Raw genomic sequence first — 13383 nt, 5'->3', positions numbered from 1 at the left:
TCAGCGACCCGAAGGGCCACGTGAGTGAAAAGTGGAAGCCACTTTAGGGTCCGATGCCCTGGCCGCGATGATCTCGCGCGCCCTTTCCAGATCGTGAGGGGTATCGACGCCCAGCGGCACGTCATCGACGAGGACGGCATCGATGCGCATACCGGCCTCGAGCGCCCGCAACTGCTCCAGCTTTTCGCGAAGCTCCAGGGGTGACGGCTTCAGTCCGACGAAACGCTGCAGCGCCTTGCGCCGGTAGGCATAGAGGCCGATGTGATGATAGAGCGGACCGTCGCCATAAGGAGCCGTCGCACGGGTGAAGTAGAGGGCGCGGAAACGCCCCGGAGAGACCTGGCTTCCCACCATCTTCACCACGTTGGGATTGGTCCTCTCCTCCTCCCGTTGGATGACGGCGACGAGAGTCGCCAGATCGACGTCGCCGTCCGAGAGCGGAGCGATGGAGGCGGCGATGGCCGCCGGATCGATGGTCGGCAGGTCGCCCTGCACGTTCACGACCACATCGTGACGCCCCTCCGGATCGAGCTTTTCCACAGCCTCGAAAATGCGGTCCGAGCCGGAGGCATGGTCGGAGCGGGTCATGACGGCCTGTCCGCCGGCCCTCGCGACCGCTTCGGCGATTTCCTGTGCATCGGTGGCAACCGCCACCGGCCCGATCCCCGCCTCCACGGCCCGGCGCCACACATGGACGATCATGGGCTCGCCCGCGATCTCAGCCAGAGGCTTGTTGGGCAGGCGTAGGGCAGCCAGGCGGGCCGGGATGAGGACGAGGGGGTCGGACATGGCGCGATCTTCAAGGGCGGAGGGCTTGAGCGTCCTTAGCAAGGCGGATCCTGTTTGTCATGAGTGCGTGCGGCACTCTATCCAGGGACCTTGCCAGGGACCCTGAGCCGCCCGAATTCGTTGCAACCCCGAACTGCGACCACGAGAACGGCGAAAACTCCCGGAAACCCCATTGTCAAACCCCCATGACAACGGCTAAGCAACGCCCCGACGCGGGCACCCGTCCGCGGATCCATTCTGCTGTGCTGGTTTCGCCGCTTGTTCGAAGGCGAGGAGAGCCTAACCCATGAATATCGAGACCAATAAGATCGCGGGCGCCGTTTTCGGCTCGCTTCTCTTCGTGGTCGGCGTCAACGTCATCGCCGGCGGCCTGTTTTCTCCCCATAAGCCCGCCATTCCCGGTTATGATCTCCCGGCGCCCGAGGAAGGCGCCACCGCTGGTGCGGGTTCTGCCGCTCCGGCCGAGCCGCTTCCGGTTCTTCTGGCCAGCGCCGATGTCGCCAAGGGTCAGGCCGCAGCCAAGAAGTGCGCCTCCTGCCACACCTTCGAGGAGGGCGGAGCCAACAAGGTCGGCCCGAATCTTCATGGCGTTGCCGGACGTCCTGTCGCCTCGCATGCCGGCTTCAACTATTCAGGAGCTCTCAAGGGCAAAGGCGGGGAGTGGAATTACGAGGCGCTTAACGCCTTCATCCAGAACCCCAAGCAAGCCGTTCCCGGCACCATCATGGCCTTCGCCGGCATCGCCCAGGCCAAGGAGCGGGCAGATATCATCGCCTATCTGAAGTCGGTCTCCCCCAGTGCCCCTCCGCTTCCCGAGGCATCCGCCGCGGCTCCGGCCAATGCTCCCGCTCCTGCGGCGCCTGCCGCTGGAGGGGCTCCTGCCGCTCCTGCGGCCCAGTAAGGCGCATCACTTTCGCATTCCTAAAGCCGGGCTTGAGAGCCCGGCTTTTTCTTTTGTGCCGCCTGTCCTTTCACGCGTTGTCCCTTGCGCTCGTCCCGCCGCGCCCAAAAATGTAGCTAACGATAGACGCCTCACCTTTCAGGAGACGCCTTGTGATCCGTAATCTTCTGCCGAGCTTCCTGGCCGCCTGCCTCGCCCTCAGCCCCCTCGCAGCCCAGGAAGCCTCCAAGGAAGCCTCCAAGGAAGCCCCATGGCGGCACGGCGCGGCTCTGCTTGGGGAGGCGAAGTATCCCCAAGGCTTCAAGCATTTCGAATATGTGAACCCCGACGCCCCCAAGGGCGGGCTCGTGCGGCTCGGCGCGCAGGGCACCTTCGACAGCTTCAACATCGTGGTGGCCGGCGTGAAGGGCGCGCCCGAACAGGGCCTCAATCTGATCTACGAGACCCTCACCACCTCCGCCCTCGACGAGCCGAGCGCATCCTACGGCCTCCTGGCTGAGGCGTTCTCGTATCCTGAGGATTTTTCCTCCGTCACCTTCCGCCTGCGCCCGGAGGCCCGCTGGCACGACGGTCAGCCGGTGACCGTGGACGACGTGATCTTCTCCTTCGAGGCGCTCAAGACCAACAGCCCCACTTACGCCTTCTACTACGCCAACGTCGCGAAGGCCGAGAAGCTGGGCGAGCGCGAGGTGAAGTTCACCTTCGACGAGAAGGGCAACCGCGAGCTTCCGCAGATCATGGGGCAGCTGACCGTCCTGCCGAAGCACTGGTGGGAAGGCACGGCGCCCGACGGACGCAAGCGCGACATCACGCAGACGACCCTCGAGCCGCCGCTGGGCTCAGGCCCGTACCGTCTCAAAAGCTTCGAGGCCGGCCGCAACGCTGCTTACGAGCGCGTGAAGGATTATTGGGGCCAGACCATCAACGTGAATGTGGGACAGAACAATTTCGACGAGATCCGGTATGAATATTACCGCGACGTGACGGTTCTGCTCGAAGCCTTCAAGGGCGACCGCATCGATTTCCGGACCGAGAACAGCGCCCGCAACTGGGCGACCGGCTACAACTTTCCGGCCCGCCAGGAAGGCCGCGTCATCCTGGAGGAATTTCCCCAGCGCGCCAGCGGCGTGATGCAGGCCTTCGTGCTCAATCTCAGGCGCGACAAGTTCAAGGATCCGCGCGTGCGGCGGGCCCTGAATCTGGCCTTCCCATTCGAGGAGATCAACAAGACGATCTTTTCCGGACAATACGAGCGCACTGCGAGCTACTTCCACGGTCTCGACATCGCCTCGTCCGGCTTGCCGCAGGGCCAGGAACTCGCGATCCTCGAGACCGTCCGCGACAAGGTTCCTCCGGAGGTCTTCACGACAGCGTACAAGAACCCCGTCGCCGACACGCCCGATGCGATCCGCAACAACCTGCGCGAGGCCGATCGGCTCCTGCGGGAGGCGGGCTGGGAGGTCAAGGACAGGCGCCGGGTCAATGCCCGCGGCGAGCCTCTCAGCATCGAATTCCTCGCCGACAGCCCGAACGACGAGCGCTACCTCCTGCCCTACAAGCAATCCCTCGAACGTCTTGGCATCGAGGTGGCAGTCCGGACCGTGGACGAGGTCCAGTACGTGAACCGGGTGCGCGCCTTCGACTTCGACGCCATCACCAGCGGCTGGGGGCAGTCCCTGTCTCCCGGCAACGAGCAGCGCGAATACTGGGGCTCCCAGGCGGCCAAACGCGAGGGCTCCCGCAATCTTGCCGGGATTGCCGATCCCGCCGTCGACACGCTGATCGATAAAATCATCTACGCCAAGGACCGCGAAGAACTCGTTGCCGCGACGAAGGCCCTCGATCGCGTCCTGCTCGCGCACAATTATGTCGTCCCGCAATGGACCTACGGCAAGCAGCGCACGGCGCGCTGGGACCGCTACAGCCATCCGGAGACGATGCCGCGCTACGGCGGGGCCGCGTTCCCGACAATCTGGTGGTACGATCAGGCCAAGGCCGCCAAGACCGGAGCGCCGCGATGACGCGCTTGAGCCGTCGCGGGATCCTGAAGGCCGGAGCGGCGACGGCTGCCCTGTCCGCTCTGCCGCGCATGAGTTTCGCCCAAGAAGCAGAGACCGAAACGCATGGCCTCTCGAGCTTCGGCGACCTGAAATACAAGCCCGATTTCAAGCATTTCGACTTCGTCAATCCGAATGCGCCGAAAGGCGGCACGCTTGCGGTCCAGATCAAACAGACCATCGGCAACCAGAACTTCGACACCTTCAACACCCTCAACATCTTCGTGCTGAAGGGCGATGGCGCAGCCGGAATGAGCCTGACCTTCGACAGTCTGATGACGGCATCGGGCGAAAGGATCGGCGTCCTGGGCGATGAGCCCGACGCACTCTACGGGCTCGTGGCGAAGAGCGTGCGCGTGTCCGAGGACAAGCTGACCTACCGCTTCGTTCTGCGCCCCGAAGCACGCTTCCATGACGGTGCGAGGCTGACGGCGAGGGACGCGGCCTTTTCCTTCAACATTCTGAAGACCAAGGGACACCCGCTCTTCAGCCAGTTGCTCACGCAGATGGCCTCGGCCGAAGCGGAATCCGACGAGATCCTGCGTGTCCAGCTGAGCCCTCAGCGCAGCCGCGACCTTCATCTCGTCATTGCAGGGCTGCCGATCCTGTCCGAGCAGTACTGGCGGGGAAAGGATTTCAATGCTTCGACCCTGGAGGCGCCGCTCGGATCCGGCCCCTACAAGGTGGGTCATTTCGAGCAGGGCCGCTTCATCGAATTCGAGCGCGTGCCGGACTACTGGGGCCGGGACCTGCCGGTGAATGTCGGCCTGAACAACTTCGACCGCATCCGCTACGAGTATTTCCGCGACCGGACGGTTGCCTTCGAGGCCTTCAAGAACGGCACGCTGACCTACAACGAGGAATACACGTCGCGCATCTGGTCGACGGGCTACGATTTCCCGGCCATGCGCGAAGGCCGCGTGAAGAAGGAGGAGATCTCGAACGACGCTCCGTCCACCATCCAGGGCTGGTACTTCAACACCCGGCGCGAGGCCTTCAAGGATCCGCGCATCCGGGAGGCCATCGGCCTGGCCTTCGATTTCGAATGGACGAACGCCAACATCATGTTCGGCCTGTTCAAGCGAACGACCTCGTTCTTCGAGAACAGCGACATGAAGGCTGTCGGCAAGCCTTCTCCGGAAGAACTCGCGCTCCTCGAACCGTTCCGCGACAAGCTTCCCGCATCCGTCTTCGCGGAGCCGCCCGTGCCGCCCGTCTCCGACGTCTCGGGTCAGGACCGGCGCCTCCTGCGCCGTGCGGACGAGCTCCTGCGCGAGGCCGGCTGCAAGCGCGAGGGCGGTGGGCTCAAGCTCCCGAACGGCCAGCCGTTCCGGATCGAGTTCCTCGACTTCCAGCCCTCGCTCCAGCCGCATACCCAGCCGTTCCAAGCCAACCTGAAGCGGCTCGGGATCGATGCCTTTTCGCGCATCGTGGATGCCGCCCAGTACCGGGCCCGCATGGACGCCTACGAATTCGACATGGCGAGCCGTAACCTGAGCGGATCGCCGACCCCGGGCGACAGCCTGCGGGTCATCTACGGCTCGGAATCCGGCAAGCAGCCGGGTTCGCAGAACATCGCCGGCATCGACGACCCCGTCGTCGATGCGCTGATCGGGACGATCGGGAACGCGAGGACGCGCGAGGAGCTCAACACCGCCTGCCGTGCCCTGGACCGGGTTCTCCGTTCGGGCCATTATTGGGTGCCCATGTGGTACAGGGCCAGCGAATGGCTCGCCTATTGGGACCAGTTCTCGCGCCCCGAGACGAAACCGCGCTTCAGCTCGGGAGCGCCCTGGACCTGGTGGCATGATGCCGAGAAGGCGAAACGGATCGGGCGAGGATAAGGCTTGGACAAAGCTGCTGTGACACGAAACGAGGCGGACATGCCCCGTCTGCTTCTGCGCCTTGAGGGCTTGGCTCTCTTCATCCTGGCCACATGGGCCTTCGCCTATGCCGGCGCCTCCTGGTGGCTCTACGCTCTTCTCTTCCTCACGCCCGACCTCAGCTTTGCGGCCTACTGGGCCGGCGCCAGGGCGGGAGCCGCGGCCTACAACGCCCTTCACACCACCCTCGGCCCTGCGATCCTGGCAGGGCTTGGTCTTTTCCTCGATCACTCTATGCTGCTCGGGATCGCCGCGATCTGGGCGGCGCATATCGGATTTGACCGCATGTTGGGATACGGCTTGAAATACACGTCCGGCTTCAACGACACCCATCTCGGCCGCATCGGCCGGCAAGCGGCAGGCGCTTGATGCTGGCCTATATCGCGCGCCGCGTCCTCCTCATGATCCCCACCATTTTGGGGATCATGCTCATCTCCTTCGTTCTCGTGCAGTTCGCCCCCGGCGGCCCGGTGGAGCGCATCATCGCGCAGTTGCAGGGGCAGGATTCCGGAGCCTCGTCGCGCATCTCGGGTGGCGGAGGCGATTTCTCGGGCGGAGGCCAAGCTCCCGGCGGCGGAGGAGCGGGAGACGCCTCCTCGTCGCGCTATCGCGGCGCGCAGGGGCTCGACCCGCAGTTCATCAAGCAGCTCGAAACGCAATTCGGTTTCGACAAGCCGGCCCATGAGCGCTTCCTGAAGATGATCTGGGACTATGCGCGCTTCGATTTCGGCAAGAGCTATTTTCGCGACATATCCGTTCTCGAGCTGATCAAGGAGAAGCTGCCGGTCTCGATCAGCCTCGGCCTCTGGATGACGCTGCTCTCCTATGCCATCTCGATTCCGCTCGGCATCAAGAAGGCGGTGCGGGACGGATCCTCCTTCGACATCTGGACCTCGGCCGTGGTCATCATCGGCTATGCGATCCCGGGCTTCCTGTTCGCGATCCTGCTCATCGTGCTCTTTGCCGGCGGCTCGTTCTGGCAGGTCTTCCCCTTACGCGGCCTGACCTCCGAGAACTGGGCTTTCATGCCCTGGTACAGGCAGATCGCGGATTACTTCTGGCATCTGGTTCTGCCCATCACCGCCATGGCGCTCGGCGCCTTCGCCACATCGACCCTGCTGACGAAGAACTCCTTCCTCGACGAGATCCGCAAGCAATACGTGCTCACCGCGCGCATGAAAGGTCTTTCGGAGCGACAGGTTCTTTACGGCCACGTGTTCCGCAATGCGATGCTGATCGTCATCGCGGGGTTCCCTGGAGCCTTCATCGGCGCGTTCTTCGCCGGCGCGCTCCTCATCGAGACGATCTTCTCCCTCGACGGCCTGGGGCTTCTTTCCTTCGAGTCGATCGTGAACCGCGACTACCCCGTGGTCTTCGCCAATCTCTACATCTTCTCGCTGGTGGGCCTCGCGGTGAACCTCGTGTCCGATCTCACCTATACCTGGATCGATCCGCGGATCGACTTCGAGACCCGGGAGGCGTGAGATGGCATTTCGGTTAAACCTCAGTGTCATTCCCGGCCGGAGCAAAGTGGAGAGGAAGGGAGGCCAAGATCAGACTCTGCCCTTGCAGAACTCATCACCTCTTTCCCCTCCCCCCTTGTGGGGGAGAGATGGAGAGGGGGGTACGGCGCCAACGCCCCGATCGGTACACCCGTTCGGCCCGTGGGTACCCCCCTCTCCATCTCTCCCCCACAAGGGGGGAGAGGGCTTGCTGCGACCCGCTTGTGCTGCGTTCATCGTGGGGACAGCGCAATGAACGAGAACGTTCCCGTCGTCTCCCCGGCCTCCTCGCCGGTCGCGCCTCCCCTCCCCCGCCAGGGCTTCATCAAGCTCTCGCCGCTGAACCGGCGGCGGATGGAGAACTTCAAGGCGAACCGGCGCGGCTACTGGTCGTTCTGGATCTTCCTGGTCCTGTTCGTCCTCAGCCTGTTCGCGGAGCTCATCGCCAACGACAAGCCGATCCTCGCCTCCTACAAGGGCGAACTGCTCTATCCGGCCTTCGTGGACTACCCGGAGGAGAAGTTCGGCGGCTTCCTGGCGGTCACGGATTATCGCGATCCGGTCATCGCCAAGGAGATCCAGGACAACGGATGGCTGCTCTGGGCGCCCGTCCGCTTCTCCTACAACACGCACAACCTCGACCTCCCCGTTCCCGCTCCCGCGCCGCCGACCTGGATGCTCACCGACGAGCAGTGCCGCCCCATTGCCGAGCGCAACGGCGGCACGGGCTGCAACGACATCGAGTGGAACTGGCTCGGCACCGACGATCAGGGCCGCGACGTGGTCGCGCGCCTGATCTACGGCTTTCGCATCTCGGTGCTGTTCGGCCTCACCCTCGCCGGCATCTCCTCCATCATCGGCGTGCTGGCAGGCGCCGTGCAGGGCTATTACGGCGGCTGGACGGATCTCCTGTTCCAGCGCTTCATCGAGATCTGGACCGCCATTCCCTCCCTCTACCTGCTCATCATCATCTCGGCGGTGATCACGCCGAGCTTCTTCGTGCTGCTCGGCATCCTGCTGCTCTTCTCCTGGGTGTCGCTGGTGGGCGTGGTGCGCGCGGAGTTCCTGCGCGCGCGCAACTTCGAATATGTGCGTGCAGCGCGAGCGCTGGGCCTGTCCAACGCCACCATCATGTTCAAGCACCTGTTGCCGAACGCCATGGTGGCCACGCTCACCTTCATGCCGTTCATCATCAACGGCTCGATCACGACGCTGACCTCGCTCGACTTCCTCGGCTTCGGCCTGCCGCCGGGCTCGCCCTCCCTCGGCGAGTTGCTTGCGCAGGGAAAATCGAACCTTCAGGCCCCATGGCTCGGGTTGGCCGGCTTCTTCGTGATCGCCCTGATGCTCAGCCTTCTCATCTTCGTCGGCGAAGCGGTGCGCGATGCCTTCGACCCGCGGAAGACGTTCCGATGAGCCTATGGTAGTGTTTGCCCGAGGTATCCCATGAACAAGATCGTCAGAGAGCATTACCCGGTCGACAAGCTGCCGGAGGATCTACGGGAGCTGCTCGATCCGTCGAAGCCCGTAACCCTGGTGATCGAGCAGGACGATGAGGCTGCCCGCCCTGATCCGAGGAGAGAATTCATGCGCTTCTTCGGCGCAGCCAAGGAGCGCAACACATCCGCTACGGAAGCCGTCCGGCGCATTCGCTCACTGCGGGACGAGTGGGAATAACGAAGGTGGAGAGCGTCAAGGCCGCTTATCTCGATACCAATGCGATCATCCGTTTCGTCGAGAGCGAAGATGACGGTTTGCTGCATGTGTTCGAGCAGGCGGCTGCCGGCCAGCTGCGATTGGTGACCAGCGAGCTGACACTGGCCGAGGTCCTCGTCGGCCTGCTCAAGGACGGCGATGCGAGATTGGTCGAAATCTATGAGGGGTTTCTTGCGGGCGGTTCCGGTCTGGAGGTCCGGCCGATCGATCGCGCGATCCTGCGCCGGAGTGCCGAAATTCGCGCGGCTCTCGGCAACAAGGGAGCCGATGCCATCCACATAGCGACCGCTCTCCTGGCCGATTGCAGCATCTTATTGTCCTCCGATCAGCGCTTGAGGCTGCCACGCAGCCTGACGCAGATCGATCTGGATCACATCCGCGACCTCGACAGGTAGCCATGACCAAACCCCTCCTCTCCGTTCAGGATCTTTCCGTCGCGTTCCGCCAAGGCGAAGGCGACGTGCTGGCGGTCGACCGCGTCTCCTTCGACGTGATGCCGGGCGAGACCGTGGCGCTGGTGGGCGAGTCCGGTTCGGGCAAATCCGTCACGGCGCTGTCGGTCCTCAAGCTTCTCCCCTACCCGTCCGCGCATCACCCTTCCGGCCGCGTCCTGTTCAAGGGCAGGGACCTGATCGCCGCGGACGAGAACGAGATGCGCAAGGTGCGCGGCGACGACATCACCATGGTGTTCCAGGAGCCGATGACCTCGCTCAATCCGCTTCACACCATCGAGCGGCAGGTCGGCGAGATCCTGAAGCTGCACCGGGGCCTCAATGACCGCGAGGCCCGCACCCGCACGCTGGATCTCCTGCAGCTCGTCGGCATCCGCGAGGCGGAGTCGAGGCTCGGCGCCTACCCGCATCAGCTCTCGGGCGGCCAGCGCCAGCGCGTGATGATCGCCATGGCGCTTGCCAACGAGCCCGATCTCTTCATCGCCGACGAGCCGACCACGGCGCTCGACGTGACGGTGCAGGCGCAGATCCTGAAGCTCCTGGCCGAGCTGAAGAGCAGGCTCAACATGTCGATGCTCTTCATCACGCATGACCTCGGCATCGTGCGCAAGATCGCCGATCGCGTCTGCGTCATGTTCAAGGGCAAGATCGTCGAGCACGGAACGGTCGAAGACGTTTTCGGCAACCCGCAGCACCCTTACACGCAACGCCTGCTGGCGGCGGAGCCGAAGGGCCGTGCCAATCCCGTCGCACACGATTCGCCGGTCATTGTGGAAGCCGGCCCGATCAAGGTCTGGTTTCCGATCAAGCGCGGCTTCTTCCAGAAGACCGTCGGCCATGTGAAGGCGGTCGACGGGGTCTCCGTGCGCGTGCGCCGGGGCGAGACGGTCGGGGTCGTGGGCGAGTCGGGCTCGGGCAAGACCACGCTGGGCCTGGCCATCCTGCGCCTCGTGCAGTCGGAAGGACCCATCGTCTTCCTCGGCAACCGCATCGACGGCATGCGCGCCAATGACATCCGTCCGATGCGCAAGAACCTGCAGGTGGTGTTCCAGGACCCTTACGGCTCCCTCTCGCCGCGCATGTCGATCGCGGAGATCGTCGAGGAAGGCCTGCTCGTCCAGGACAAGGAACTCTCCTATGCCCAGCGCCGCGACGTGGTGGCCAGGGCCCTCGACGATGTGGGGCTCGACCCCGCCACCATGGACCGCTATCCGCACGAGTTCTCCGGCGGGCAGCGCCAGCGCATCGCCATTGCCCGCGCCATGGCGCTGGAGCCTCAGTTCATCATGCTCGACGAGCCGACCTCGGCCCTCGACATGTCCGTGCAGGCGCAGATCGTGGAACTGCTGCGCGATCTCCAAAAGCGGCGCAACCTCGCCTATATGTTCATCAGCCACGATTTGAAGGTCGTGCGGGCGCTCGCCAACCACGTGGTAGTGATGCAGAACGGCCAGATCGTCGAGGAAGGATCGGCCGAGAGCATCTTCGCCGCGCCTCGGACCGATTACACCAAGGCGCTCTTTGCCGCCGCCTTCAACCTCGAAACGGCGGCTTCGAACACCGTCCGGGAATGAGATACAGCTTTTCCGATCATGCATCCGCATCACCACTCGGCCGGTCATCATCACGGACATTCCCATGCCCCGGAGGCCGGGCATGGCCGCGCCTTCGCCATCGGCATCATCCTGAACCTGGGCTTCGTCCTCATCGAGGCCGGCTATGGCTTCTGGGCCGGTTCCATGGCCCTGCTTTCGGATGCCGGCCACAACTTAAGCGATGTTCTCGGCCTTGCCATCGCCTGGGGCGCGGCGCTGCTCGCCAGACGCGGCGCGAGCGAACGCTTCACCTACGGGCTTCGATCCAGCTCCATTCTCGCGGCGCTTTTCAACGCGCTGCTTCTGCTGGTGGCGGTGGGCGGCATCGTGTGGGAATCCATCTCTCGCCTGATCGAGCCTGCGCCGGTTGCCGCCGGCGCCATGATGATCGTGGCTGGCATCGGCATTATCGTGAACGGCTTCACGGCTTTCCTGTTCATGGGCGGCCAGCACGATCTCAACATCCGCGGCGCCTTCCTTCACATGGTGGCCGATGCGGCCGTGTCTCTCGGCGTGGTTCTCGGCGGTCTCGCCATCCTGTGGACCGGCGCGACCTGGATCGACCCGATCTTGAGCCTCGTCATTGCCGCGGTCATCGTCTGGGGGACCTGGGGATTGCTCAGGCAGTCCCTGACCCTGTCCCTGCATGGCGTGCCGCGCGACATCGCGGTTCCCGAGGTGAGACAAGCCCTCGAGCGGATGCCCGGCGTCACGGGCGTTCATCACCTGCATGTCTGGGCCGTGAGCACGACCGAGACGGCGCTGACGGCCCATCTCGTGATGCCGGACGGGCATCCAGGCGACGGCTTCCTGACGAAAGCGCAGCAGGAGCTGAAGGACCACTTCGGCATCCGTCATTCGACCCTGCAGATCGAGATCCACAGGCATGGATCCGACAGGCACGGCCCGGAATGCCCCCTGGACCATGACGAGCATCCCCACGAGGGCCACATCCATGAGGGGCACCACCATCACTAAGGACCATCGCATCTTTTGCCGCTATGCCGTATCAGTCGTGATCCTCGTGGGTTGAAGGACTTCACTGAATGCCTCGCGCTCTTCTCATCGTGCTTGATTCCGTCGGTATCGGCGGGGCGGAGGATGCCGACGTCTATGGCGATGTCGGCGCCGACACGGTCGGTCATATCGCCGAGGCCTGCGCCGAGGGGCGCGGCGATCAGGCCGGCCTGCGCCAGGGGCCGCTCCATCTGCCGCACATGGCGGCGCTCGGCTTAGGGTTGGCCTGCGAGGCTTCGACGGGCCGCCTGCCGCCGAACCTCGCGCCCCGGGGCGCGCTGAAAGGCTCATGGGGCTACGGCGTCGAGACCTCCAAGGGCAAGGACACCCCCTCGGGCCATTGGGAGATCGCCGGCGTCCCCGTCGCCTTCGACTGGGGTTATTTCCCCAACACGATCCCGACCTTTCCTGAAGAGCTGACCGCAGCCCTCATCGCGCGCGGCAACCTGCCCGGCATCCTCGGCAACAAGCATGCTTCCGGCACTGCCGTCATCGACGAATACGGCGCGGAGCACATGCGCACGGGCCAACCCATCGTCTACACCTCCGTCGACAGCGTGCTGCAGATCGCGGCGCACGAGGAGAGCTTCGGGCTCGAGCGGCTCTACGAGCTGTGCCGCATCGGGCGGGAGATCTGCGACGCCTACAACATCGGCCGCGTGATCGCCCGCCCCTTCCTCGGCACGCCCGAGACCGGATTCAAGCGCACCGGCAACCGCAAGGATTTCGCCACGCCTCCGCCCTCGGACACCATTCTCGACACACTGACGAAGGTTGGCCGCTCCGTTGTCACCGTCGGCAAGATCGGCGACATCTTCGCCCATCGCAGCACGGGCAGGGAGATCAAGCCCAACGGCAACGACGCCTGCCTGTCGGCTGCTATCGACGCGTTGAGGGATCTGCCCGACGGCGGCTTCATCTTCGCCAATCTCGTCGATTTCGACAGCGAGTTCGGCCACCGCCGCGATATCCCAGGCTATGCGGCCGCGCTCGAGGCTTTTGACCGGCGCATCCCGGAGATCGAAGCCGCCCTGAAAGACGGCGACCTCGTCATTATCACCGCCGACCACGGCAACGACCCCTCCTGGCGCGGTTCCGACCATACCCGCGAGCACGCGCCGATCCTGGGCTTCGGCCCCGGCTTGACGCCAGGCTCCATCGGGCGACGGGAGAGCTTCGCCGATATCGGAGCCAGCGTGCTGGCGCATCTCGGGATTCGAAATCCGGGCAAGGGAACGCCCTGGCTCTAAGATCGCGTAATCCAGGCCTGCGCAGCAGAACCCGGGATCGCAGGACGAGAATGGTACCCTTCACCTCTCCTTGTGGGAGAGGTCGCGCCTTCAGGCGCGGGTGAGGGGTTACAGGTCTGTCCGGATGAACCTGTAACCCCTCACCCCAACCCTCTCCCTCAGGGAGAGGGAGACCCGCGATCTATGCAGCCGGTTCAGCGCTGCCCTCTCGGCCAAGCCGC

At 64.3% G+C, this 13383-nt stretch carries 12 protein-coding genes; 11 read left to right on the top strand and 1 reads right to left on the bottom strand.

Annotation, left to right across the window (positions count from 1 at the left end; translation table 11 throughout):
- Entirely contained in the window at positions 1–789 is a 789-nt protein-coding gene (locus ILT44_RS00680) for a 3-deoxy-manno-octulosonate cytidylyltransferase (RefSeq protein ID WP_204237623.1), read from the bottom strand.
- Between the two features lie 286 nt (positions 790–1075).
- On the opposite strand from ILT44_RS00680, the gene ILT44_RS00675 reads away from it, so the two are divergent.
- The 11 genes from ILT44_RS00675 (at position 1076) to ILT44_RS00625 (ending at position 13162) form a co-directional block, all read left to right on the top strand.
- Positions 1076–1690: a c-type cytochrome gene (locus ILT44_RS00675; protein WP_204237622.1), complete on the top strand. Its 615-nt coding sequence runs from the start codon at positions 1076–1078 to the stop codon at positions 1688–1690.
- 152 nt (positions 1691–1842) lie between these two features.
- Positions 1843–3711: an extracellular solute-binding protein gene (locus ILT44_RS00670; RefSeq protein ID WP_204237621.1), complete on the top strand. Its 1869-nt coding sequence runs from the start codon at positions 1843–1845 to the stop codon at positions 3709–3711.
- Positions 3708–5591, top strand: coding sequence for an extracellular solute-binding protein (locus ILT44_RS00665; protein ID WP_204237620.1), 1884 nt, complete (start codon positions 3708–3710; stop codon positions 5589–5591). The genes ILT44_RS00670 and ILT44_RS00665 overlap by 4 nt, the downstream gene beginning before the upstream one ends.
- A gap of 39 nt (positions 5592–5630) precedes the next feature.
- On the top strand, positions 5631–5999 hold the full coding sequence (locus ILT44_RS00660) for a DUF4260 family protein (RefSeq protein ID WP_204237619.1): 369 nt from the start codon (positions 5631–5633) through the stop codon (positions 5997–5999).
- Positions 5999–7114, top strand: coding sequence for a microcin C ABC transporter permease YejB (locus tag ILT44_RS00655; RefSeq protein WP_204237618.1), 1116 nt, complete (start codon positions 5999–6001; stop codon positions 7112–7114). Before ILT44_RS00660 ends, ILT44_RS00655 begins: the two co-directional genes overlap by 1 nt.
- Before the next feature lie 270 nt (positions 7115–7384).
- Positions 7385–8548, top strand: coding sequence for an ABC transporter permease (locus ILT44_RS00650; protein ID WP_239467809.1), 1164 nt, complete (start codon positions 7385–7387; stop codon positions 8546–8548).
- A 30-nt stretch (positions 8549–8578) separates the two neighbouring features.
- Positions 8579–8809, top strand: coding sequence for a hypothetical protein (locus ILT44_RS00645; protein WP_204237617.1), 231 nt, complete (start codon positions 8579–8581; stop codon positions 8807–8809).
- Between the two features lie 5 nt (positions 8810–8814).
- Entirely contained in the window at positions 8815–9243 is a 429-nt protein-coding gene (locus ILT44_RS00640; protein WP_204237616.1) for a type II toxin-antitoxin system VapC family toxin, read from the top strand.
- 2 nt (positions 9244–9245) lie between these two features.
- Positions 9246–10874: an ABC transporter ATP-binding protein gene (locus ILT44_RS00635; RefSeq protein ID WP_204237615.1), complete on the top strand. Its 1629-nt coding sequence runs from the start codon at positions 9246–9248 to the stop codon at positions 10872–10874.
- 18 nt (positions 10875–10892) lie between these two features.
- Positions 10893–11873 (top strand): cation diffusion facilitator family transporter, encoded by a 981-nt coding sequence (locus ILT44_RS00630; RefSeq protein ID WP_204237614.1) that lies wholly within the window; start codon positions 10893–10895, stop codon positions 11871–11873.
- Between the two features lie 68 nt (positions 11874–11941).
- The gene (locus ILT44_RS00625; RefSeq protein WP_204237613.1) at positions 11942–13162 is read left to right on the top strand and encodes a phosphopentomutase; all 1221 of its coding nucleotides are present in this window, start codon (positions 11942–11944) and stop codon (positions 13160–13162) included.
- Positions 13163–13383 lie beyond the last annotated feature (221 nt).

This window comes from Microvirga arvi, assembly GCF_016892765.1.
Lineage (GTDB): Bacteria > Pseudomonadota > Alphaproteobacteria > Rhizobiales > Beijerinckiaceae > Microvirga > Microvirga arvi.
The sequence above is the reverse complement of the archived record's forward strand: the minus strand, read 5'-3'. Positions and strand labels throughout refer to the sequence as shown.

What these genes read in the sequence shown, in the direction of transcription:
- ILT44_RS00625 (WP_204237613.1), top strand. Translation starts at nt 11,942, where the DNA reads ATGCCTCGCGCTCTTCTCATCGTGCTTGATTCCGTCGGTATCGGCGGG.
- ILT44_RS00630 (WP_204237614.1), top strand. Translation starts at nt 10,893, where the DNA reads ATGCATCCGCATCACCACTCGGCCGGTCATCATCACGGACATTCCCAT.
- ILT44_RS00660 (WP_204237619.1), top strand. Translation starts at nt 5,631, where the DNA reads ATGCCCCGTCTGCTTCTGCGCCTTGAGGGCTTGGCTCTCTTCATCCTG.
- ILT44_RS00675 (WP_204237622.1), top strand. Translation starts at nt 1,076, where the DNA reads ATGAATATCGAGACCAATAAGATCGCGGGCGCCGTTTTCGGCTCGCTT.
- ILT44_RS00635 (WP_204237615.1), top strand. Translation starts at nt 9,246, where the DNA reads ATGACCAAACCCCTCCTCTCCGTTCAGGATCTTTCCGTCGCGTTCCGC.
- ILT44_RS00650 (WP_239467809.1), top strand. Translation starts at nt 7,385, where the DNA reads ATGAACGAGAACGTTCCCGTCGTCTCCCCGGCCTCCTCGCCGGTCGCG.
- ILT44_RS00680 (WP_204237623.1), bottom strand. Translation starts at nt 789, where the DNA reads ATGTCCGACCCCCTCGTCCTCATCCCGGCCCGCCTGGCTGCCCTACGC.
- ILT44_RS00645 (WP_204237617.1), top strand. Translation starts at nt 8,579, where the DNA reads ATGAACAAGATCGTCAGAGAGCATTACCCGGTCGACAAGCTGCCGGAG.
- ILT44_RS00665 (WP_204237620.1), top strand. Translation starts at nt 3,708, where the DNA reads ATGACGCGCTTGAGCCGTCGCGGGATCCTGAAGGCCGGAGCGGCGACG.
- ILT44_RS00655 (WP_204237618.1), top strand. Translation starts at nt 5,999, where the DNA reads ATGCTGGCCTATATCGCGCGCCGCGTCCTCCTCATGATCCCCACCATT.